The 21,365-nt window shown below is 66.5% G+C and carries 18 protein-coding genes; 5 read left to right on the top strand and 13 right to left on the bottom strand.

The features are described 5' to 3' along the window. Positions 1-12 precede the first annotated feature (12 nt). The 9 genes from OV287_RS35780 to OV287_RS35740 form a co-directional block, all read right to left on the bottom strand. A complete protein-coding gene (locus tag OV287_RS35780; protein ID WP_267538524.1) occupies positions 13-1,404 on the bottom strand; it encodes an FAD-binding oxidoreductase in 1,392 nt (463 codons plus the stop codon). A 145-nt stretch (positions 1,405-1,549) separates the two neighbouring features. Beyond that, positions 1,550-2,224 carry a PAQR family membrane homeostasis protein TrhA gene (gene trhA / locus OV287_RS35775; RefSeq protein ID WP_267538523.1) on the bottom strand — a complete coding sequence of 225 codons (675 nt, stop codon included), beginning with the start codon at positions 2,222-2,224 and terminating at the stop codon, positions 1,550-1,552. A gap of 108 nt (positions 2,225-2,332) precedes the next feature. Next, the gene (locus tag OV287_RS35770; protein WP_267538522.1) at positions 2,333-4,945 is read right to left on the bottom strand and encodes a LamG domain-containing protein; all 2,613 of its coding nucleotides are present in this window, start codon (positions 4,943-4,945) and stop codon (positions 2,333-2,335) included. Between the two features lie 155 nt (positions 4,946-5,100). Continuing rightward, positions 5,101-5,943, bottom strand: a complete 843-nt coding sequence (locus OV287_RS35765; protein WP_267538521.1) for an alpha/beta hydrolase — start codon at positions 5,941-5,943, stop codon at positions 5,101-5,103. A gap of 49 nt (positions 5,944-5,992) precedes the next feature. After that, a complete protein-coding gene (locus tag OV287_RS35760; protein ID WP_267538520.1) occupies positions 5,993-7,546 on the bottom strand; it encodes a hypothetical protein in 1,554 nt (517 codons plus the stop codon). A gap of 11 nt (positions 7,547-7,557) precedes the next feature. Next, on the bottom strand, positions 7,558-8,232 hold the full coding sequence (locus tag OV287_RS35755) for a hypothetical protein (protein ID WP_267538519.1): 675 nt from the start codon (positions 8,230-8,232) through the stop codon (positions 7,558-7,560). After that, the gene (locus OV287_RS35750; RefSeq protein ID WP_267538518.1) at positions 8,222-9,583 is read right to left on the bottom strand and encodes a hypothetical protein; all 1,362 of its coding nucleotides are present in this window, start codon (positions 9,581-9,583) and stop codon (positions 8,222-8,224) included. Before OV287_RS35750 ends, OV287_RS35755 begins: the two co-directional genes overlap by 11 nt. Positions 9,584-9,807: 224 nt before the next feature. Beyond that, complete coding sequence (locus OV287_RS35745; protein WP_267538517.1) at positions 9,808-10,272, bottom strand: amidohydrolase family protein; 465 nt, start codon at positions 10,270-10,272, stop codon at positions 9,808-9,810. Between the two features lie 154 nt (positions 10,273-10,426). Continuing rightward, on the bottom strand, positions 10,427-12,700 hold the full coding sequence (locus OV287_RS35740; protein ID WP_267538516.1) for a di-heme oxidoreductase family protein: 2,274 nt from the start codon (positions 12,698-12,700) through the stop codon (positions 10,427-10,429). A 518-nt stretch (positions 12,701-13,218) separates the two neighbouring features. Between OV287_RS35740 and OV287_RS35735 the strand changes: the two genes are divergently transcribed. Further along, positions 13,219-13,785 (top strand): hypothetical protein, encoded by a 567-nt coding sequence (locus OV287_RS35735; RefSeq protein ID WP_267538515.1) that lies wholly within the window; start codon positions 13,219-13,221, stop codon positions 13,783-13,785. A 182-nt stretch (positions 13,786-13,967) separates the two neighbouring features. On the opposite strand, the gene OV287_RS35730 is transcribed toward OV287_RS35735, so the two are convergent. The 3 genes from OV287_RS35730 to OV287_RS35720 form a co-directional block, all read right to left on the bottom strand. Beyond that, the gene (locus OV287_RS35730; RefSeq protein WP_267538514.1) at positions 13,968-15,251 is read right to left on the bottom strand and encodes an MFS transporter; all 1,284 of its coding nucleotides are present in this window, start codon (positions 15,249-15,251) and stop codon (positions 13,968-13,970) included. A 12-nt stretch (positions 15,252-15,263) separates the two neighbouring features. Then, positions 15,264-15,803, bottom strand: a complete 540-nt coding sequence (locus OV287_RS35725) for a TetR/AcrR family transcriptional regulator (protein ID WP_267538513.1) — start codon at positions 15,801-15,803, stop codon at positions 15,264-15,266. A 177-nt stretch (positions 15,804-15,980) separates the two neighbouring features. Further along, positions 15,981-16,517, bottom strand: coding sequence for a hypothetical protein (locus OV287_RS35720; protein WP_267538512.1), 537 nt, complete (start codon positions 16,515-16,517; stop codon positions 15,981-15,983). Between the two features lie 504 nt (positions 16,518-17,021). Here OV287_RS35720 and OV287_RS35715 point away from each other — a divergent pair. The 4 genes from OV287_RS35715 to OV287_RS35700 all read left to right on the top strand — a co-directional run bounded on the left by OV287_RS35715 (position 17,022) and on the right by OV287_RS35700 (position 20,411). Continuing rightward, a complete protein-coding gene (locus tag OV287_RS35715) occupies positions 17,022-17,645 on the top strand; it encodes a hypothetical protein (protein ID WP_267538511.1) in 624 nt (207 codons plus the stop codon). 432 nt (positions 17,646-18,077) lie between these two features. After that, positions 18,078-18,248 (top strand): hypothetical protein, encoded by a 171-nt coding sequence (locus OV287_RS35710; protein WP_267538510.1) that lies wholly within the window; start codon positions 18,078-18,080, stop codon positions 18,246-18,248. Next, positions 18,245-19,867 carry a hypothetical protein gene (locus tag OV287_RS35705; protein WP_267538509.1) on the top strand — a complete coding sequence of 541 codons (1,623 nt, stop codon included), beginning with the start codon at positions 18,245-18,247 and terminating at the stop codon, positions 19,865-19,867. The genes OV287_RS35710 and OV287_RS35705 overlap by 4 nt, the downstream gene beginning before the upstream one ends. Positions 19,868-20,081: 214 nt before the next feature. Further along, positions 20,082-20,411, top strand: coding sequence for a hypothetical protein (locus OV287_RS35700; protein ID WP_267538508.1), 330 nt, complete (start codon positions 20,082-20,084; stop codon positions 20,409-20,411). An 87-nt stretch (positions 20,412-20,498) separates the two neighbouring features. On the opposite strand, the gene OV287_RS35695 is transcribed toward OV287_RS35700, so the two are convergent. Continuing rightward, positions 20,499-21,125 carry an MBL fold metallo-hydrolase gene (locus OV287_RS35695; RefSeq protein ID WP_267538507.1) on the bottom strand — a complete coding sequence of 209 codons (627 nt, stop codon included), beginning with the start codon at positions 21,123-21,125 and terminating at the stop codon, positions 20,499-20,501. Positions 21,126-21,365 lie beyond the last annotated feature (240 nt).

Genomic DNA, 21,365 nt, shown 5'->3' with positions numbered 1-21,365 from the left:
ACTGTATCGCCTTCACGAGGCCCCGGGGCCGGGCGTCTGCTCTTGCAGTCCGAGAGCCGCCCGGCATGTCTTCGTATAGAGGTCGCGGAAGATGTTGTCCGGGTCCGTCAGCTGTTTCACAGCCTGGTAGGTCTCCTTGTTCCAGATGCTCCAGAAGGTCTGCTCGTCGTAATAGTTGTATGAGATGAGCGTCTTGGTGCCGTTGACCCGCTGCAACTCGTCCTCGAATTCCTTGTAGAGGTTGCGGCCTCGCGGCTGCTCGAGCCCGTAGACGGCGAGGTCCAGGAACAGGGGATCCTTCACGCCGGACCACCATCGGGGTGTCTGCCATTCATAATCCCGCATTCGCCGGTAGGGCACGCACCACACCGGATAGAAGTGCATCTCGCGGTGGTACCAGTCCATGAACTCGGCCGTGCGTGAGAAGGGGATGAACACGTCCACGATGACCGGTGGGTTCTTGGCTGGCAGGAAGCGGTGGAAGTGCTCGGCGGCCCTCAGCACGGTGTCCGAGTGCACCAGTTTGCCGAACAGCGCCCGGCCCACGAGGCTCCTGGGCGTGACGTGGGTAACCCCTCGGTCGTAGCGGTAGAGATAGTCGTAGACCGTGAGGTAGTCCTCCGTGCGGCGCGGGATGCTCTCGCAATAGGCCTTGAGCCAGTCGTAGCGGCTCACGTACGGGGCGCGCTCCGTGAAGCGGCCCACGCACAGCACGTGCTGAGTCGGAGAGAAGATCTGCCCATCGAGATAGTCCGCTTCCTGGGCGGTGAAGTAGTGCCAGATGGCTTGCTGAAAGGCCTCGAGCGTGGCGTAGGTCTCGTACGTCACGTGCACGTAGGGCGCGGCGCGGATGAGCTTGAATTTCAGCTTCGCGAGCACACCGAGTGTCCCGAACGAGCCGTGGAGCATCTGGAACACGAGCGGCTTCTCTTGAGGGGAACAGCGCAGCACGTCCCCCTTCGCGGTGATGAGCTCGTATTCCAGACAGGTGTCGTGGAAGCCCCCGTCCCGGAAGGACATGGACTCGATGGAGCACCCCGCGACGGCGCCTCCGAGGGTGATGGTCTTGTGCTCGGGGACGATGATGGGCACGAGCCCGTAGCGCAGCGTCGCGCGGACCACCTCCTCGAAGGTGACCGCGGGCTCGGCCGTGCATGTCATCGCCACGGGATCGAGCTCGAGGATCTGGTCGAGGTCACTCAGGTCGATCTTCTCGTCGCCGCGCCGCGAGTCGTAGCGCTTGGGCACCTGATGCGGTGGCGTCTTCTTCTTGAAGGACGCGGGCCGCGCGCTCGTCCGCTGTCGCAACTGCCGTGCGATCCGTTCGATCTTCGCCTCGTGACGCGCATCGCGCCGCGCGGGTTCCTCGGGCAAGAGCACGCCGGGCGCCGGCTCCATGTGCATTTCATTCCTCCACCTCATGAGGGTGGGGAAGTCCCTGACGTCTGGGGAGGCACCGCCTGACAGAGAGGCCCTCGCCCGCCCGGTTACCCAGAAGGCGTACCCATCGGGTCTCCGAAGGATGCGGCCGCGGAGGGCCAAGGCTGCTTCACCGGCCCCTCAGTACGTCGAGGATGACTGCGTAGTGCACAGTCGCCGCGGCGATGACCATGAGGTGGAAGATCTCATGGTAGCCAAAGACGGCGGGGCGGGGGTCCGGCCATCTGCGCGCGTAGACCCCGGCGCCCAGGGCATAGAGGACAGCCCCGAAGACGAGCCACCCGACACGCGCCGAGCCAATGACGCCTGGCAGCCGTAGCAATACTGGGATCGACACTGTCCCCAGCACGACATAGAGGACGGAGCGGAGCCCAGGCGGCCCAGAGAGGCCCAGCAGCGAGAGGCCGGCGCCCGTGAGCGCCGCGGCCCACATCACCCAGAGCAGCCGCGGCCCCCAGCCTCCGGCAGCATCCAGTACGGCCATGGGCGTGAAGGTCCCCGCGATGAGGACATAGATGGCCGCATGGTCGAACCGCTGGATGCGCTGGGAGGTGGCGGGGCTCCACTTGGGACAGTGGTACGTCGCGCTGATACCGAACATCAGCACGAGGCTGATGCCGAACACCATGCCGGTCAGGTACCGCACGCCCTCCACCGGAGCCTGCGCGAGGAACAGGCACCCGGCGAGCGCCGCTACGAACGCGAACGCGTGCGACACGCCGCGCAGCCTGGGCTTCACTTCCACTTCAACCCGGAGAGTCTCAACGCGCTCTTGGGATGCCATGACCTGCTCGTAACTCCGGCAGGTCATCATCGTGTCAGCGAGGGGCATACGCCCGTCCGAGCGCCGACTTCTGGCGCCCGGACCTGCCGCTCCGTGCACACTTGCCGCTCAGGGAACGAACTTCCAGCTCTGGGTCACCGCGGGCTGGAAGCAGTGGACATGGGCGGTGGTGGTGCTGGGTACCTCCTGGACGACTCCCGCCCCGTAACCACGCGCCTGGCACCACTTGCTGACCTCCAGCCGCGATTCCGCGGAGGTGAGGCTGCCCGCGTTGGAGACGGGCCCGAGCTGCGATCGGGCAACATCCTGGATGAGCCCCGAGTTGAAGCAGCCCACCCACGGCCGGGAGGTCATCTCGAAGATCATTCCGGTCGTCCACCCCAGGCCCTGGCACCAACGGTGGGCGGCGGCGGTGCAGTCGCTGGACATGGAGACCCGATCATCGGTGCAGCCCGCGTGACTGCGTGCCAGCTCCTCGAAGGTTACCCCCAGGCTCTGGTGCTGGATGGGCGCGCACGCCACCCCGACCTCTGTGCTGGTAGCGGAGGCGGGAACTCCCAGCAGGGAGATGGGCGGGCGGTTGCCGATGACCTGCTGGAGCGTCTCGTAGAAGTTGGTGGCGCTGCTCAGCGCGTCATCGGCCCCGCGCTGCGCGCAGACGCGGTGCATGGACACGGCGCACGCCTGCGAGCCCAGGGTCGACAGGCCGTTGCAGGACGGGTGCTGCTGATTCATGACGAACTGGCCACCGGTGGGCTCTTCCTGGATGGCGGCCTCCTTGCAGTCCGCGCCATGCGTCGTCAGGCAGAGGCTGCGATTGGAGCGCGCATTCGTGAAGAAGCGCACCTCGTCGATGTAGCCCTTGAACGAGCCCTCCCCGTTGGCCGGGCAGCTCTGGGTGTCGAGGTTCGGGCCCGCGCCAATGGAGAGCGTCCCCGTGCCCAACCGGAAGGAACCGGGAGCGGTGGGCAGCGCGCGCCCCGTGGCCTTGCCGTTGATGTACTCGCCGAACTGTCCCGTGACCCCATCCCAGGTGTAGGCCAGATGCGTCCAGACGCCCTTGGGCAGCGGCTGACTGAACCCCAGGCGAACCCGCTGACCATTGATCACGAACGACATGTGCACCGCGCCGTTTGCCTCGTAGATGAGATCCAGGCCCCCGGGCTTCGCCAGGAGATAACGGTAGGGATTGCCCGTGCAACCCTGGTTGATGGCGGCGTCAGGGCGGATGGCGAGCTGCACGGTGAAGCCGCGCACGAAGGCCCCGACACCCGGAATGGCGCTGCTGGAGTCGGTCAGGTTCACGGTGGCGGCGCCTCCGCCGGAGACAACCAGGGCCTTGCCCTTGCCGTGCGGCTCCCACAAAGAGCCCGAGGGCGGCTGCGTCACGTCATTCTTCTCGGAGATCTGCGCCGTGCCCACGAGTGTGCCCGTGTAGAAGCGGCCCGCGCTATCGGGCGTGCGCGTCAGATCATACGTTCCAGCCCGGGTGACCATCTCATTCATGGGCAGGAAGAGCATCTGGAAGGGATTGAGCAGCTCTCCCAGGTCGACCTCGTTGTAGTCCGCCGTGTTGCTGCCGAAGAGTGAGAGCACGTCATGCGTCTTGGTGACGGGCAGGTAGCGGGTCTCGTTGCTCGAGCCCGGCGGAAAGTTCTGGGAGGGAGCGCGCTCTTGCTCGAAGTTCCACATGGGGCCCGAGTAGAAGAGGTGCGCGATGTCCTGCCGGTCGGTGTTGAGGCTCCCGTCGATGTGATGGGCAATCCATCCCGTGTCCGCGCCAATCAGGCTCATCGCCTCGCGACGCCCGCCCGCGGCACCGGTGAAGCCAACCGCGGCATAGAGGACGTTGCGGCCCTCGTGGTCCACCCAGGGATAGGCGGCACGAATCAGGTTGCCGCCAGCCACGGTGTCCCCGAAGTCCTCGCCGGTGGCTGCCTTCATCCGCTGCCAGGCCATCGGGTAGCGCTTGAGACCCGGATTGGGGTCGTTGAACATCATGGACAGCGGCCGGGGCTCACTCCAACCCGTGGCAGCGCAGGGGGTGGGGTTGTAGCTGTACATCAGGTAATCGATGGTGCCGTTGTTGAGGGGGCCGCCCTGGAAGAGGAGCAGCCGCCCATCGGAGGTCATCGTCGGCTCGATGCCCATGATGGGGGCGCCCGAGACAGTCTTCAGCTCCTCCAACGCCCCGGTGGTGAAGGAGGCGAGCTCCGCCTGGACTGTGAAGGGCTGGCTGACCCGGACATCCGCGGTGCGGCGGCGGAAGCGATTCGGGCCGTTGAACATCATCGAGTCGAAGATGAAGGGCTGGTAGACGGCAACGCCGCTGCTGAGCGTGTAGGGCTGCGCCGGGTTGAGGAAGCAGAAGGCCAGCGCGTTCTCCCCGTTCTTCACCTGGAGGGTCTTGCCAGTGGAGAAGGCGCTCGAGAAGCTCGGCTTCCCCTCAGCGTCGTAGGTCACCGCCTCGGGCCGGAACACGCGAGCCCTCCAGGTGGTGGTCGTCGTCGCGTGATCCTCCCCCACGTTGCCGATGAAGAGCCGGCCATCGAGGCTCGACGTGTGGCCGTTGGAGCCAAAGGGCGTCGAGATGCGCGTATTCACCAGCGAGGGCCGCGTCGCCGCGAGCGCCTCTGCCGTGGACAGGGCGAGTCCAAGCAGGGGAACGAGGACGCGTGACAGCGAACGCTGACAGGGCCAGGAACGGAGGGGCGGGACCATGGGGGGCTCCTTGGGTTTGAAACCCCGCCATAGCAGATTTCCAAGATATCCTGGGAGAACTCGTCGGCGCTGAGGCGGATACGCGCATTCCCGCCCAACGTGCGGCTCTCACATCACGCGTGACGCGAGGAAGCGTATGGGATTCGACCTCGGGCCTACGGCTTGCGGGGCGTGGCCCCAGGCGCGAACCACTTGCGCAACACTTGGGGTGATACCGAGCGGTAGATCGTGTCGTGGCGCAGCTCCGGCCTGGGCTCGTACTGCCACCTCAGTCCGGCAGGAGCCTTCGCGCGGAGGACTTCCGCCAGGCGCGCGGCGGCGGGGGCGATGTTCTCCTCGTTGGCGGACGACAGATGCAGCCCATTGCGCAGGTCTGGATGGGCCTTGAGCCGCTCGCCAGCCTTGCGCACCAGCTCCTCGTTGTTCCACCACAGGCTCGGGCTCAAGGCGATGTAGGTGTCGAAGAGCTTCGGCTGCAGGAAGAAGGTCTCCACGATGAACAGGCCGGCGAGGGATTCGCCGATGACTGCGGTCTCGTCCGTCGCGCGGTACCGGCGGCGCACCTGCGGCATCAGCTCGTCACGGATGAAGCCGCGGAACGCGGCCGAGCCGCCAACGCGCGGGGCGATCTTGCGGTCCTCCTCGACCTCGGTCGGGCCGGTCATGTCGCGTCGCCGCTCGGTGTTCTCGATACCGACCAGGATCAGCGGCCGTAGCTCTCCAGCCCGGATCGCGGTGTCGATGGTGGTGGCGACGTGCGGGAAGTCCTCCTGTACGCCGCCATCCGGCATGTACAGCACGGGATAGCGCGTGGTCTTCGCCGCGTCGTAACCCGGCGGCGTGTAGACATTGATGCGCCGCGTCTCCTTGAGCGTCGCGGACTCTAGGGTGAACGACTGGTGTAGGGGCACCGGCTCGGCGGCTACCGCGCTGTCCGCCAGAACGACGGCGAGCGCGGCGCACAGGAACACACGGGTCCAGTCGAGTGACTGTCGCATCACATCCTTCTCCTTGGCGCCTCCATTGGCGCATGCCGGGTGGCTCGGCTCAGGTTCGCACGAATGCGCTCGCGTCGGGGAGTCCGCTGCCGGAGGTGTTGACGCCCAGGGCTGTCAGGACACCCGAGAAGATGTCGGGCTCGTTCGACGTCACCTTGCCGGGCTCTGGCGCTCCCGTGCGCGGGTCGAAGCCGTAGGTCAGGGTGGTGAGTGGATCCATCCCACCCAGCACCGTGTTGCCCTTGAGCATCGGCGAGAGCATCACGACGCCGTTGTTGAGCTCATGCCCGCTGCTGAATTCGGTGGCATCGTTGGGCCGCGAGCGCGTGCGCCCGAATTCGGTCGCCACGTAGATCAACGTGCGATCCCACAGGCTCTCGCCGCTCGTTTCATCGAAGGGCTCCGCCTTGAGCAGCTCGATGAGCTTGTCCACCACGCCCATCACCCGCGCCCACATGAAGGCCTGGCCGGCGCGATGCTCGGTATGACTGAAGTCGAAGGCCAGCGGCGGATTGGCAATGAGCCCGTTCTGTCCGCCCACCGCCACGTTGAACGAGGGACCCAGCGTCACCGTCACCGAGACCCGGTACTTGAGGAGCAGGAACGCCAGCGCCGCCTGTCCCTGCACGGGGTCGGTCAGGTAGTCCGGGAAGAGAGCGCGCAGCCGTTCTCCGTCGGGGGAGCTCGACAGGCCGTACTCGGAGAGCGGCGTCTTCGGCGGCTGGTCGGGCAACACGTTGAGGCGGTTGATCAGCTCCTTCGCCTCCAGCGCCGGTTGCCCCACAATGCGCTGCTCGTTCCACCGCTGGAGCGCCGCCGCGTTCTCGAAGGTCCGCCCGAAGACCGACCGGGAATCGAGCCTGTTGCGCGTGCTCCGAGCCAGCTCCACCACGTCGCGCGGGGGCGCATCTTTGATGCCCTTGCTGCCATCGAGACCCAACGGCCAGAGCGAGGCGTTGGATACCACCTCCCCGTAGCAGTACGAGGGCAGCGAGTGGTCGGTGCCGCGCTCGGAGTAGCCCCCCATCGCCATGTTCACGTTGGGAATGGGGAAGCTCGCGCCGTACTGCAGGGCCACGCACTCTTGCAGCGTCCGGCCGCGCCAGGCCGCATTACCGGTGAGGCTCCGCTTCTGCGCGATGACGTGGTTCACCGAGGTGCCCACCGTGGTGGCCACCAGCATGGAGTCCTTGTGCTTGCTCACGAAGGGGAGCTGATCCGTGTTCACCGGCTGGGGGATGTTGCCCAGCCGCGCGCTGTTCACCTTCACGGCGCGGAACGGGGAGCCCTCTACGTTCTGCACCTGCGCATCGGCGAAGGTGTTGAGCCGCGAGGCATTGGCACCGGCCTCTGAGGCGCGCACCGCCAGCAGGCTGTCGACGATGGAAGCTCCTCCGGCGGCGCCCACGACGATGAGGAAGCGGGGCTTGCCATCCAGGCGGTCGCGGCGCAGGCCCCCGAGCCGCTCGAGTGCCTCCGGGGTGTTGAGCGCATCACGGCAGCCCGTCAGCAGCGGTCCCAGGGTCGCGGAGCCCGCCGCGCACAGCGACAGCGCCTTCAATATCTCCCGGCGCGAGAGCCGGCCATTGTTGCGGAGTGACATGGCGTTTCCCTTTAGAAGAAGACGGACTCGGCGGAGGAGAGGACAACGAAGCAGGCGGCCTTCATCCAGTCGCGGCCGGGCGTCTGACTGCTCGAGGTCTCGATGTCGGTGGCCAACTGCAACAACGCGTCGACTTCAGACTCCATGGGGTCTCGCAGCAGGGCGCGCTGGTAGAGCGCGGTGATGGCGTTCTTCACTGGCGTGCCTTCCCGGTTCGCCAGGCGCCCCTGGGCGTCGAGCTCGATGCCCCCGAAGATGACGGCCCCTGAGGGAGTGGTGACGTCGAGCGTGACGCGCTGGCCGCATGCCGCCAACGCCACGCGGTCGATGGTGATGGGCGTGGTCACCCCGGTGAACGGCAGGGGCTCGTAGAAGCCAATGCCGTAGGGCTCAACGCCTCCCAGGGCCACGGTGTGCACGAAGGTGGTGCAGGGGTACTGACCCAATTCGTTACACACCTGATCGGCCGGCAGCGACAGCGCCGCTGCGAAGTCGAATGCCAGCCGCTCTGGTCCCTTGAATCGCAGGTTGTTGCGCGAGGAGCGCGCCACCTCCGTCTGGGTGGGAGTTCCCGCGTCGCCGGGAGGCGGGGTGCCAGCGTCTTCTCCGGAAGGGGAGGGCGACGGGCAGGCGGTGAGCGCGAAGGCTGCGGACAGGAGCAACACGCGAAGAGAGTCAGGGCGCACCGTAGGCCTCCGTGCGGATCAGATCGTGAAGCATGCGCTGCACGCGGTACTGGTGCGTGCCCTTGAAGCGCTGCCAGGTGTAGACGAACTCGGCGTGCTCCTCGGGGGTTGGGGCGTGGCCGATGAGCAGTTTCCAGTAGTCGGTAACGGTGGCGATGGCGAAGGCGTCGCTGTTGGCGCCCACCTGCGCCCACTCCACGAGGTTCGCTACCGGCTGGCCAAAGAGGTAGCCGGCCTCGGGCGTCTGGGTGATGGTCGTCGCGACGTCACTGAAGTACGTCTCGAGGCGGTTGGGGATGTAGCGTGCCGAGGTGCTGCGGGCCGTGAGGGAGAGGCCCTGGTAGTTGCGGAAGGGGTAGCTCAGCGGGTCGAGCGTCGCGTGGCAGGCCGCGCAGGCCGGTGCTGTCACACCCTTGGCGTCATAGTCGCGGGGCTCGTTGGCAATGCTGTAGAGGCCCTCCTGTTTGGCGATGTCGAGGCCCAGATACGAGCGGTAGGCCTGTGACGCGGCGTTCCGGGGGAGCGCGGTGAACATCACGAAATAGATGAGGCTCCACGAGGAGGTGATGTTGCCCGCGCGGTGCGCCTCATCGACAAACTGTGTCGGCAGCGAAGTTGCTATGGAATAGCGCGTGGGGTTCGTCTCCCGGCGCACGAAATACTTCGCCGTCATCACCTCGCGTGCGTCGTGGTCGTCGAGCTGTGAGTAGGCGAAGAGGGCGTAGTCGTCATAGTAGTCCGCGAGGGGAATGGCTCCTTTGTCCTCTCCGGCCTTGAGTGAGCCCACCGGGCGGATCTTCGGGTGTGCCAGCTTCCACAGTTGCCCATTCTTGCCGAGCCAGAACTCGCTCGCGGTGCAGCGGTCGAGCTCGGCGTCGAGCCGCGCGCGCTGGTCATTCGCGCTCAATGCGGCGAACGCCTTGAGCTGCGCATAGGTGGGCGACTGTCCGCAGAAATCGAGCAGCACGCGCCGGTACGCGAAGCGTGCGTCGTAGCGGCACACGTCATACTGGGGGTTGGTGCCCGCCGCGCATCCACCCGTCTCCACCGGCACGCTGTTGGCGTCGGCCGGCAGGGTGCCTCGTTGGATCTCCACGAGGTTGGACACGCCGTCGCCGTCGGCGTCCGTCCCTTCGACGGCCCTCAGCGCGGTGGGGAGCGCGTAGGTGAAGTCAGCGTCGGACAGCGGGCGCGGCGCACCGGGAGCGAGCTGCGACTCCAGCCCTGCGCCGAAGGCATTTCGCTGTGGCGGCGCGACGTGACAGTAGGTGCAGGCCGGCTGTTGCCCGGTGCAAGCGGGCGCCGAGGGATAGGTGGTGCAGAACACGCTGGCCGCGGGCGGTTTGGCCAATGCCTCTCCTGACAGGAAGAGGGCGGCCCCCAAGATGAATCGTCGAAGCACCTGAGTTCCTCGTGAAGGGGGGATTCAAGGTAGTCCCGGGTATTCCAACACCGGAGTGCTGAAAAAAGTAGCACCACGATTTCGTGAAAAAGAAATGCACCCCCCGTCACGCGCCGCCAGCGTGGTCTTGCCTCGGTTTTTGAGAAATCAAATGCGAGTGTCCGCGGAGAATTTCAATCGTGGGCTTCACGAGCAGGAGAGAGAACGCCGCGCCGCCAGACCGCATGGATGCCACGGGTGTTGCGGATGTCCTGAGTCGGGTCCGAGTCCAGCACCACGAGGTTGGCTAGCATGCCCGGCGCGATCGCTCCGCGATCCTTCAAGCCCAACAGCTCGGCCGAGTCGCGCGTCGCGATACGCATTGCCTGCGCCGGTGTCAGGCCAGCCTGGGTCATCAGCTCCAGCTCGCGGTGCTCGGCGAAGCCGGGAATGCGCTGAGGCAGCGTGCCCGAGTCTGTCCCAAAGCCAATCTTCACACCCGCCTGGTGCAGGATGCGCAGGTTCTCCAGATTGAGCGCCACGGCCTTCCGCGCGCTCGCCGCACCCTGGCTGGCGAGTGTCTCGCGCCGCCACTCGGGATCATCGAAGCGGCGTTGCAGGGCCGGGTCCACCGCGGCCCGGAAGAAGGGCTCGTCCATCCAGGACGGGTGCTCGGCGTAGACGTAGTTCGCCTCGTCCAGGTTGATGGTGGGGATGTACCCTCCGGTCGATTCATTCGGCCAGGATGCATCTCCGAAGAGGGGACCGCCACAGTGACGGTGGCGGTCCCCGAGCGACTCTACGTGTGACGCATCAGAGCGACTGCAGGAAGCGGAGGAGGGCGCTCCGCTCGGCGCTGCTCATCCGGACGAAGGCCTGCTGCGCCGCCTGCGCCTCACCGCCGTGCCAGAGGATGGCCTCGGTCAGGTTGCGCGCGCGGCCGTCGTGCAGGTAGGCCTCGCCGCCGCTGACGCCGGCCGTCAGACCGATGCCCCACAGCGGAGGCGTGCGCCACTCGGACCCAGAGGCCTGGCCTTCCGGCAGGTTGTCCGCGAGGCCCGTGCCCATGTCGTGCAGGAGCAGGTCCGTGTACGGGCGGATGGTCTGGCTGCGCAGCTCCGCGTTCGGGTGGTACTGGCTCGTGGTCAGCGTCTCCGTGTGGCACTTCGCACAGCCCGCGTTCCGGAACAGCGTCTCTCCCTGGAGGGCCTGGGCGTCGCGGTAGTCGCGGCGCGCCGGGACGCCGAGCAGGGCGATGTAGCGGGTGAGCTTGTCGAGGTCCGTGTTGCTCAGCTCCGTGCTGGTGCCCGAGCAGCCGGTCTGTGACGTGCCACAGTCCAGCGTCGTGAAGACGGGGCTGGTGACGCCGATGTCATTGCGGAGCGCCTCGGCGACCTGGTGGCGCACCCGCGCCGCGCCCGCCTTCCAGCCGAAGCGGCCCAGGCGCGTGGCCCCCGTCTCCGGATCCGCCACCGTCTGCATGCGCCCGGAGATGCCGTCGCCGTTGCTGTCGTTGGGATCGGCGAGGCCGGCGATGGTGGTCTCGGGCACCGCCTCCAGCAGGCCCATGCCGACGAGCTGCGGGGTGATGCGCGCCGAGTAGTGGGTGGGCGTGACGTTCAGGAAGCTATAGGTCGGCTTGCGCAGCTGGTAGGCCGTGCCGTCGGTGAACGTGCCGCTGGTGGTGGTCCAACCGGAGATGCGCACGTCGGCCTCGGGCGTGCCGCTGGTGCTGCGCGGCTGCAGCCGGTAGCCGATGAACGGATCCACGCTGACCGTAGTGCCGCTGACCCGGCCCACCTTGACCGTGTAGTTGGTGAGCGTGGTGTTGACGGCGGGCGGCAGGCCGCGGCCGTTCTGCACGTGGCAGGAGATGCAGGAGCGCGCGATGTAGTTGGGCCCGAGCTTGTTCGCCTGGGCCGTGAAGACGGGGTTGTTCGGCTCGGAGTGGCTGCCATCCCCGAAGTCGGTGTGGTGGATGCGCCGGCCCTCGACGAAGGGCTGCGCGTTCACCGGGGCCATGTTCAGCGCCATCTGCAGGAAGTGGTTGTCTGCCTCGTTCGACAGATGCTGGTTGCCCGTGGTGCGGCCGCCGCTCTGGCCGATGTCCGGCATCGGGTACGAGTCCTGATAGGCCCCGGAGACCTCGAGCGGCACGATGCCGCCGCTGCCGACGATGTACAGCATGATGGTGGAGTAGTAGTTGAACCGGCCATCCACCGGACCCCGGAGGAAGACACCGACCTCGAGCTCCATCCTGTCACCCACCCGGATGGCGCGGCCCTCCTTGGCGTTGAAGTTGACGCTGGCGGTGTAGAGGTAGTCATTCACCGTGGTGAAGTCTGCGTTGTGCCAGTACTCGGCCACGGTGTTGATGCCGCGGAAGAACGCGCGGAAGTCCGGGCTGTCATACGGGTAGACGGTGTGGAGGTTGACGACGATCCGGCTGCCACCCTTGGCCACCTCGTCCACGATCTCGATGTAGTGCGTGCGCTTCTCGAAGTAGAGCGACAGGTAGTGGTCGTAGGCCTGGTACTCATCCTCACGCGCATGGCGATCACGCACGCGGTCGCCAACCCGGGTGACGATTGCCGTGCCGGTGTCCTGCACCAGGGCGGGCTCCAGCGTCGTGCTGCTGTTGAACAGGGGCACGATGCTGCCAGTGCCGCCGCCGGTGCCAGCATCCGTACCACCACCGGTGCCAGCATCCGTACCGCCGCCGGTGCCGGCGTCGGTGCCTGCATCCGTGCCGCCACCGCCGGTGGTGCTGTGCGTGTACCGGGTCCAGGCCGTGTCGTAGGCGCAGTTACAGGCGACGTCCCAGTAGGTGAAGAAATAGTCGACGACGTTACCTGCGGCCAGGTTGGTCACCGTGTACTCGTTGCGGCCATTGACGACCGCCATCCGCACGTTGATCTGGCCCCCGTTGTTGACCTTGTAGTGAAGGTCCGCCCACGAGGTGGTGCCGATATAGAAAACGGCCGACGAGCCCGAGGGTTGGACCCCGGTCGTGACTGCGAAGGCGTCGCCTGCCATGAGCGTGGCGACCAGTATTCCAACTGCCACTCCAGCAGCTTTGTTGTGCATGTGGTTTTTCTCTCCAGTCGAGCCCTTCGTGCGGAAGCCAGAGATCCTCCACTGTCCGAAGGAAGTCTCCATGTTAGGCAGGTAGGCTCGAATTCCTATGGAGTTCGTTAAACCCAGCTAATAATGTCGAGTTTCGGACAGATTACGCACAGCCGAGTTCACTTTCGCGAAATCATGACTCCACGCGTCATCGTGCTCGGGGCCGCATGGAAGCGAAGACGACAGGCCGGTTCGCGCTCAGGGCCTCATCCGTATGCAAGGGCCTGATTTCGCTGCGCTTCCGTTCCTGGAGCAGACAGCGAAGCTGGCTCGGTCCGACAGCCCGCAGGTTTTGTGCATCATTTTCCGCGTCATTGGCTCAATCCGTTCAGACAGTGCCGGAGCCCGGGGAGGGGGCCCAGGGGCTGGCTGGTCAGGCACGGCATGGAGGGGGGAGCCCTGTCTGGCCAGTCAGCTCCGGGATTTTGATCCTTCACATGAGAAGGTTCGTGCCTGGGCGTTGATGCAGGAGGGAGCAGATGAGGGGTCGTCCTGTACCGGGTGGCTTGCGTGCCCAGCGTGGGGTGGCACTCGTCGAGTTGCTCATCGCCGGCCTCCTCCTCCTCGCCCTGCTTGGCGCTGCCGCGATGCTCACGGGGCGTTTCGTGGCTCCCGCGTACCGGCCGCTCGTGTGGGGCGCGGGGCTGTTGATGGCGGGCGCCTACCTCTATGTCGTCATCGTGCGGCTCATGCATCTCGGCAGGACGGCTTCGCTCTGGGCCGAGGCCGGACGTCGATCGCTCGAGTTTCGGCGGGCCTGCGCCGACTTCGCCCTCGAGCTGCCCGAGGGCAGGGAATGGAGCTCGAAGCGGGGACTGCTCGACGACGGAGCGGTCCTGGCTCCCGAGACGCGCGAGCGCCTCGTACGCGCGGAGGAATGCTTCAGGCCGGTCCTGGAAGAGAATGCATTGGCGAGTGTCGCGCTCGGCGAGCTCATCGTGCGCAGGCGCGGGGACCACTGGCAGCTGCTCTGGCGTGTCGAAGGAACGGAGGAGCGGCTTCACTCCGAGGGGCCGCTCCCCGCCACGATGCCATCCGTCCGGTGAAGCAAAACACCCAGGCCGGAAGTCGTTGGGCTAATCCTTTCTGTGCTTGAGCGGTGTGTCGCCAGCCAAGAGGTCCAGGGCCCCGCCGCGCCCCTGCTGGGAGGGTGGCCTGGGCAGGCGTGTACCCCAAGAGGGCTGCGCGGCCTCTGCGCCGACCGGGCGCACGACTCGGCCAGCCCCCGTCAGCGGCCCTCCGCGGCCGCTGCGCACGAGCCCTCACCCTCCATGGGCATCCCATTTGCCCTATGCGTGACGCGGGCGGCTGACAACACACCCGCCAGCACCAGCACGAGCGTGCCCGCGAGCGGCACCACGAGCAGTCCTATGCGCAAGCCCACGGCGTCGGCGACGAGCCCGACGACCGGGGGCGACACGAGGAACCCGAGGCGCATCAGCCAGCTGACGATGGTAAGGCCGGTACCGGCTCTCAGGCCGGGCAGCTCGTCGGCGCCATGCATCGCGGCGGGCACCAGCGTCGCGACGCCGAAGCCGGCGAGTGCGAAGCCCGCGATGGTGCCCGGCACCGAGGGGAACAGCAGCGCCGCGCTCATACCCGCTACCGTGGTCGCGCCTCCTGTCCGGGCGATCGCGCGCTGGCCGAACCTGTCGACGAGGCCATCGCCGAGCAGCCGCCCGACAAACTGCGAGCCCACGAGCGCGATGAAGCCGAACGAGGCGACGGCGACGCCGGCGCCGAGCGTGCCGGAAAGGTAGACGGCCGCCCAGGTCATGCCGGCGTCTTCGACGAGCGTGCCGCCGACGGCAATCAGGACGAGCGCGGCGATCATGAGCCAGATGCGACCGCGGCCCGTCGACTCGCGCCGCGCGGGGAGGCCGTCTGTCTGCGCGCCTCCTTCAGAGCGCTCGACGGGCTCGATGGGCTCTGGGCCGGGGAGCGTGTACCGCAGCGCCGTCAGCGCGACGACGGCGAAGAGCAGGGCGGACAGGCCCAGATGCACGCCACGCGGCACGTCGAGGCCCACGGCGAGACCGCCCATGAGGCCGCCGCTCACCGCGCCAACACTCCAGATGGCATGGAACGAGTTGAGGATGGACCGGCCGTAGAGCCGCTGCACGCGCAGGCCGTGCGAGTTCTGCGCCACGTCGGTGATGGCGTCCATGCAGCCAGCGAAGAAGAGCGCCCCGGCGAGCACACCCCATGAGGGAGCGAGCCCCGCGAGCAGCACGCCCGCGCTCGTGAGCAACGTGCCAGCCACGGCGACCCGCGACGACCGGAAGCGGCGGATGAGTGCTCCGGCGGCGAGCCCGGCCATCAGGGCCCCGCAGGGGAACGACGCGACGGCGAGTCCGTACTCGGCGTTGCTGAGCCCGAGGTCGGCCTTGAGCTGCGGATAGCGCGGCAACAGGTTGGCGAAGATCGCACCGTTCGTGAGGAACAGCGCTGCGACGGCGACGCGGGCCGCCCGGTGCTGGCGGAGCACCCGCGGAGGATGGGGGGTGGTCATGAGGGTCCAGGTTCAGAGCGAGAGGATGCGGCGCACGGCATCACGCGTGACGTCGCGGCTGCGTGGGGCCGGGTCGAGGCTGATGTGGATGAACAGCCCCTCGATCAGGGCGTCGAGCTCGTGCGCCGTCCTGGCGTCGACGAGTCGCTCGAGCGCCTGGCGGCTCCGGCGCATCCAGTCATGGGTGATCTGCCGGAAGGCGGGCTGGCGTGCGGCGAGCGTGTAGAGCTCGAGGGTGAGCACGAGGTCGTCCGGGCCGGCCGTGAGGTCAGCGTGCACGAGGTGGACGACCGCCTCGACCAGCGCGTCGAGGTCCGCCGCCGCCTCGAGGCGCGCGGTGAAGCGCTCGCTGAGGCGCGTGGCGAAGCGGGTGAACGCCTCGCGCAGCAACTCGTCCATGCTCGTGAAGTGGTAGGTCATCGAGCCAAGCGGAACCCCGGCGCGGTCGGCGACGCGGCGGTGCGAGGTGCCGGCGACGCCGCCCTCGGCGATGACAGCGAGTGCCGCGTCGATGATGCGATCGCGGCGATCGGGGTCGTGCCGGCGGGTCACCACTCGCGTCTCCTGGTTCTCGGGCATGAGAGGGGCATGAGCGTGAAGCAGGTCTCGATGTGTACGAGCGTACATAACATGTGTACGAACGTACATATCGACTGGCATCAGGGCAAGACCCTGTGTGCAAGCAGGGCGGCTGCTCGCTGCCACGCCGGGCAGTCGACGTAGCTTCAGCTACCAGCCCCACCCTTTCCTGAAATGGAGACCCACGTCAGGACAGACAAGGTGTCCACTGATGAGCGTCGTGAGCTTCCAGACGGCGCCCTGGTAGAGCGACGCATCGCGAGAGAAAAACACGTCAGTCTCGGGTGCGTACCTCCTGCCTTGCGACTGGCCATGTGCCCGAAACCAGTGAGCGAATTCGTAGCGGCGCCAAGGCTCCACTTCGTCCAGTCCAAGCAGAGCCTGAAGATCTTCGAAGAGGCCGATCAACTCAGCCCCCCGCCTGGAGGCCACCTCTTTGTATGAAACCTGGTTGAGGTCGCTCGCGACAATCTCCTCCAGGAGGCCATCAATGAAACTGCCCTCACGCGGCAAGAGCCACTCGCGGTTGACAAAGCCCACGCTGTCTGTCCATCCCGACAACGACAACCACTGCTCCAGCTCCAGTGGCGAGCCGCTCGCGCATGGCGAGTGATGGGCTGTTGAAACATCGAGCCAATACTTGCCCGAAACCGTCGTCTTGCTCCACTGCCCCCACTCTCGTGCCACCCGCGCCTCCATTATCTCGTAGAGAGAAGAGACAGCTCCTACCGCGTCTCGAGCTGCTCTGCCTGCTGCGGGTTGAGCATGCGCGGAGAAGTCCTGGAGGTCGAGCTTGGACCCTGGGTGTCGAGGGCCTGAGGATGACGTCCACGATGGCGCTCGTGGCCGTGATGTCCTGGACATGGCGCAAGGCAGGCCCCCTCTCGTGGGCGCAAGGCTCTGAGGAGCGGGAGAACGAGCGCAACAAGGCCGATGAGGCGCGCCGCAAACCGTTGGGGATCGCGGCAACGGAGCTGCGCGGGGACTGGCTGCATGCGCGCACCGTCGCCGTAGCCAGCGCCTCCCGGGTGAGCCAGAGTGCTCGCCCTCGCCACGACGTCCGGGGCGGACGATCGTCCGCTCCTCCGAGTCTCAATCCCTCTCTCACGCAACCGCGTAGGGGGGGCAGAATCCTTGCCATCATGGATGTGCCGTGCAGAGTGCCCGTGCGGTCTTCGATGCCGAGGAGGCATGATGCGTCAATCCAGGATGTTCGCCGTAGCGATGCTGTTGGGAGGGCTGGTTGCCTGCACCGAGAGCCAGGGGCCCAAGGGAGACACGGGCCCCCAGGGGCTCAAGGGAGACACGGGGCCCAAGGGAGACACGGGGCCCCAGGGGCCCAAGGGAGACACGGGCCCCCTGAGTCCCGCCGGCACTTCGCTCCCCGTCGCCGTGTGGCGGGATGCGAACAACACGTTGATCGGCCCGGGAGTGAGCGTGAAAGACGCGGTGCCCTATTTCGATTCCAGGGGCTTCATCTGGCGCCTGGATGAGTCGACCGGGAATATCCTGAAGCAATCGGTTTCCATCTACTACGACGGCGTCGGTTGCACGGGCACTGCATATCTCTCCGTAAGCCGCATGCCCCGGCTCGTGTTCTCGATAGCTGGCGATCCCCCCGATACATTCCGGACCCTGCCCGATACGTTCACCGCCACGACGGTCCAGAGCAAGTCCTACCGGGACAGCACGGGAGCTTGCACCAACTACACGAATGAGGTCCAGGGCGTGCCTCCGGCGGACACTCTGCCCGCGACGCCCATCGTCAAGCCCACCATCAACTTCGTGGTCCCCTTCCGCCTCGTCGTGCAGTAGCCTCCGGGTTTCCAGGCGGTGCGGCCCGAAACCCGCCTCCCCCCTCTCGCTGCCAGACTCGTTTCTGCCGGCTGGAGCATGCGGTGCATTGAAAAGTGATTCGGTGGTCACCCCGCCGAGCTGCCCATCTCGAATGTCGCAATAGAATCCGTAGTGGCGCTGGATGATGGGCTCAGGCAGTCCACGCTCTCGCATTCGTCAGACACCAGCTCAGCAACCGTCGACGCTGTCCAACGCGTCGGCGGCCGGCTGGGTGAGGAGAATTCCGGAATCGGTGTCAAAGACCAGGGTCGCTATGCGCAGGAGTGGGCCGAGCCGGTGGAGTTGGAGGTGGCTCCATTGATTCTTTGACACCCTCGCGGGGTCTTATACGCCGAAGAGGCCCCGTCATACCCGGAATTGGGATACGTTTCATTGCCCCTGGAGGCCCCGATGACCATCCATGTTGGCCGCATCGCCGTGCTGGGCGTACTCGTTCTCCTGTTCGGCTGCCCCGAGCCGAAGAAAGAGGAGGAACCGCGCAGGGATGGCTCGGGACTCGCGCTCACCGGCAACCATGGGCTGGCCTATATCGAGCTCGACCAGTCGAGTGTGAGGCTATGACGAGCCGCGGCGAGGGCCCCGGTCCGGAGAGCATCGAGCATCGCGTGCAGCAGGTCACGGGAACGCCGCCGCTCAGCCAGCGGCAATTCGCAGTGCTCTTCCAGATCCTCGCCGCGACGCTGGGCGAACATCCATTCCACCTGAACTCCACCTCGAAGGTGGTTCGAGATCGGCTCGTCGCCGGGGGCGAGCGTATCTCGCGCGAAAGCGTGTGCCTGGTTCTCAAGGGCATCATGTACAGAACGGACTCCATCCCCGTACGGCCGGAGAACATGAGCGTGCTCGAGCTGGCACAGACGTTCGCGCGCAATGTCATCCACTTCTGCGGCCGCGCGCAGCTCGAACTCCTGCCGGAGGACCGCGCGCGTATCGAGGACTGGCTCATCGGGGGGTTGCTGGCACCGCGAGCCCCGGAGGACGTGCCGCTGAAGACCTCGCCGGGCGCGCATCCTGTCGTGAGGTGGGTCCCGGTGAGACGCGAGAGGCCTCCACGCCCCTCATCGCGGGCTCCGGCTCCGGCACCGCCCCTGGTAGAGCCCGGGGTGTACCTGAGCCGGGCCGAGCCCCTGCTGCTCGAGCTGGAATCGTCGTGGGAGCGCGGCGCACCCGAGCCCGCGCTCGAGGAGTGCTCCAGCCTGTTGGCGCCGAACACCCTCGATAGCTACTGGGAGCGCATCCACAGGGGTGCACCTCCTCCGTTCCGGCGCGTATTGGTGACGAAACTGCTCAAGCAACTCGCCCATGACGTGCGGCCTCCGCAGCAGGTCTTCCGGGCACGCGAGGTGATTCATCAGGCCCCACCTTCAGCCGAGCCCGGTGCCCAGGTCCCATCGCGCGCCGGACTCTTCATCGAGAGCCCGGGAGTCCCGCAGTTCCGCCCGAGCCAGGCGTTCGCCGCCCGGCACTGGGGCGTCTGGTATGTGCTGGACACCCCGGAGTCGCAGGCGCGGCTGGAAGCGTCATGGGCACGGCATGTCATCTCGATGTTCGAGACGAACCTCCGCGCGATGAACCGGCTTCCCGCGAGCTTCCGGCTGGACAAGATGCTGGGAGAGTCGGAGACCGTGGGACCGTGGTTCGAGCAGCTCATCCTGGACCTCTTGAATGAGGAGCAGCATGTGGCACGGCGGGCGTCGCTGCTCGAGGACCTCTTCGAGAAGACCGACCTGCGGGTGCGCTACCCCACGCTCAAGCGAAAGCGGGGAGCGCGTGTCCAGGTCACGCTCATCACGGATGAAGAGCTCCACGGGACCAAGCTGAGGCGCATCGCGCACAGCGACGAGCTTGTCGTCGTCAGCCCGCTCAAGCTCGCCGAAGCGGCGCTGGGGCTGGCGGAAATGCCGCCGCTCACCCAGCAGCAGAAGGACGACCTCTTCGCCGCTCTGTCCCGGCCGGCTCCGAGCGTCCGCGCGGTGGCGGCGGCCCTGAAGAGACACTTCCTGCAGGCGCTCGGCCACCCCGCGTCACCGTTGGGACCTGTACTGGCGGTCGCGGCCCCCGTGCGGCGCTTCATCCGCATGTACGTCGAGCACAAGGCGCACGACTCGACCCAGCACCTGCGGAAACGGGAAGACGAGAGCGAGGTGATCTTGTTCCCCCCATCCCGCTGGATGAGGTGAGCCCCTCGCATCTGGTGGCCCAGACGGTGCCGTCATTCGTCGACTGTCGCGGCTCCCAGGTTGAGTCGAATGCGCCCGCGCCCTATCATCCCGCCTCCAGCTATTTCACAGGGGGTAGTCCATGAAGAGGCTCCAGCGCGTCCACCTTCCGGCAATGTTCGCGGCGTCTGTGATTTCGGTAGCCTGTGGCGGTCCCATGGAGGAGACCCCGGGTATGGCTGAAACGCAGGCCCTCCAGGAGGGGGGGCAGGCTCTGACGACGCTGACCGCAGGCATCGCGCTCTGCACCAATATGGGGAACGGCTACTTCGGGTGCTACGGGGGAGCCAACGGTGGAACGCCTCCCTATACGTTCACCTGGACGTCCAACAGCTACGTCACCATCGCCTACGTGTCCGGCACTTCCCCGAACACCCGAATCGAGGGGACCTGCACGATCAGCACCATCGGCAAGCCGAACCAGGTGCAACTGACCGTCACGGATTCCCTGGGCGCCACGGCGTCGGCTCAGCGCAACTTCCAGTGCACCACCATCGTGCCGTAGCTGTTCCCGCGCACGCTCGTTGATGGACACCTCAGCTATTCCGCTCCCGGGCCCGCGCTCGGTAGATCTCGACCGACTCCAGCAGCTTCAGCGCTTCTTCCGGGCGACCTCCTGGTGGTGAAAAGGGGGCCTCACCGGAGGCTCCCTCTTCACTCCGCGGTGAGCCGCGGAGTTATTGCTTCGTGGTGTAGTTGGCCGGGACGAAGACGTAGCCCTTGCCCTCGGATGCCGGAAGGTCCGCTTGTCCCCAGTCATCAGCCCGCCCATGTGATCCGGATGCAGGTGGGTGATGAGCACGGCATCGATCTGCTCCGGCTGATAGCCGGCTGCCTTCAGGTTCGTCAGCAACTTGCCGAGTGTCGGGCCATAGAGGTTGCCGGCGCCCGTATCCACCAGCACGAGCTGGGAGCCGGTGTTGATGAGGAAGGCATTGAACGAACTCTCCACGGGCGTCTCGAGGAACGCGCGCGCGAATGCCTTCTCCACCTGGGCAGGCTTGATGTTGGTCAGCATCTTGTCCAAAGGCAATTCGAGGGTGCCATCGGACAGGGTGGTGACCTCGAAGTCGCCCAGCATCATGCGGTAGTAGCCCGGCGCCTGGGTCTTGACCAGGGGCGCGGCGGCCTGGGCGGTGGTGGGCACGAGCGCGGCGCCGCTCACGGCGGTGAGGACCGCGGCGACCGTGGCACGCCAGGGGGAAGTACGCAGCTTCATCGGGAGTCTCCAAGTGAGGGTGGAATCGTCCGCGTTATGTTTCAACTTCCGCCTGGTCTCAAATGTAAGAGTTACAGTCCGGCTTGGGCGTCGGCGGCCGGCTGGATGCGGGGAATACCTATATCAAAATGTTTTATCAATCTGGAACGGAAAGGAGCCGAGGCTATTCTCGTGCAGGGCGGCCCGCTCCAACATACGATGGGGCGTCGCGCATAGCGGCGAACGATCATCCAAAGAGGC

The organism is Archangium lansingense, from assembly GCF_026626635.1.
GTDB lineage: Bacteria > Myxococcota > Myxococcia > Myxococcales > Myxococcaceae > Archangium > Archangium lansingense.
This window is presented reverse-complemented; position numbering and strand designations above follow the sequence as displayed.

Excerpts from the sequence above, each read along its gene's own strand:
- trhA (WP_267538523.1), bottom strand. The coding sequence starts at position 2,224 with ATGGCATCCCAAGAGCGCGTTGAGACTCTCCGGGTTGAAGTGGAAGTG.
- OV287_RS35695 (WP_267538507.1), bottom strand. The coding sequence starts at position 21,125 with ATGAAGCTGCGTACTTCCCCCTGGCGTGCCACGGTCGCCGCGGTCCTC.
- OV287_RS35710 (WP_267538510.1), top strand. The coding sequence starts at position 18,078 with ATGACCATCCATGTTGGCCGCATCGCCGTGCTGGGCGTACTCGTTCTC.
- OV287_RS35770 (WP_267538522.1), bottom strand. The coding sequence starts at position 4,945 with ATGGTCCCGCCCCTCCGTTCCTGGCCCTGTCAGCGTTCGCTGTCACGC.
- OV287_RS35715 (WP_267538511.1), top strand. The coding sequence starts at position 17,022 with ATGATGCGTCAATCCAGGATGTTCGCCGTAGCGATGCTGTTGGGAGGG.
- OV287_RS35730 (WP_267538514.1), bottom strand. The coding sequence starts at position 15,251 with ATGACCACCCCCCATCCTCCGCGGGTGCTCCGCCAGCACCGGGCGGCC.
- OV287_RS35780 (WP_267538524.1), bottom strand. The coding sequence starts at position 1,404 with ATGCACATGGAGCCGGCGCCCGGCGTGCTCTTGCCCGAGGAACCCGCG.
- OV287_RS35740 (WP_267538516.1), bottom strand. The coding sequence starts at position 12,700 with ATGCACAACAAAGCTGCTGGAGTGGCAGTTGGAATACTGGTCGCCACG.
- OV287_RS35760 (WP_267538520.1), bottom strand. The coding sequence starts at position 7,546 with ATGTCACTCCGCAACAATGGCCGGCTCTCGCGCCGGGAGATATTGAAG.
- OV287_RS35735 (WP_267538515.1), top strand. The coding sequence starts at position 13,219 with ATGAGGGGTCGTCCTGTACCGGGTGGCTTGCGTGCCCAGCGTGGGGTG.
- OV287_RS35700 (WP_267538508.1), top strand. The coding sequence starts at position 20,082 with ATGGCTGAAACGCAGGCCCTCCAGGAGGGGGGGCAGGCTCTGACGACG.
- OV287_RS35765 (WP_267538521.1), bottom strand. The coding sequence starts at position 5,943 with ATGCGACAGTCACTCGACTGGACCCGTGTGTTCCTGTGCGCCGCGCTC.
- OV287_RS35745 (WP_267538517.1), bottom strand. The coding sequence starts at position 10,272 with ATGGACGAGCCCTTCTTCCGGGCCGCGGTGGACCCGGCCCTGCAACGC.
- OV287_RS35705 (WP_267538509.1), top strand. The coding sequence starts at position 18,245 with ATGACGAGCCGCGGCGAGGGCCCCGGTCCGGAGAGCATCGAGCATCGC.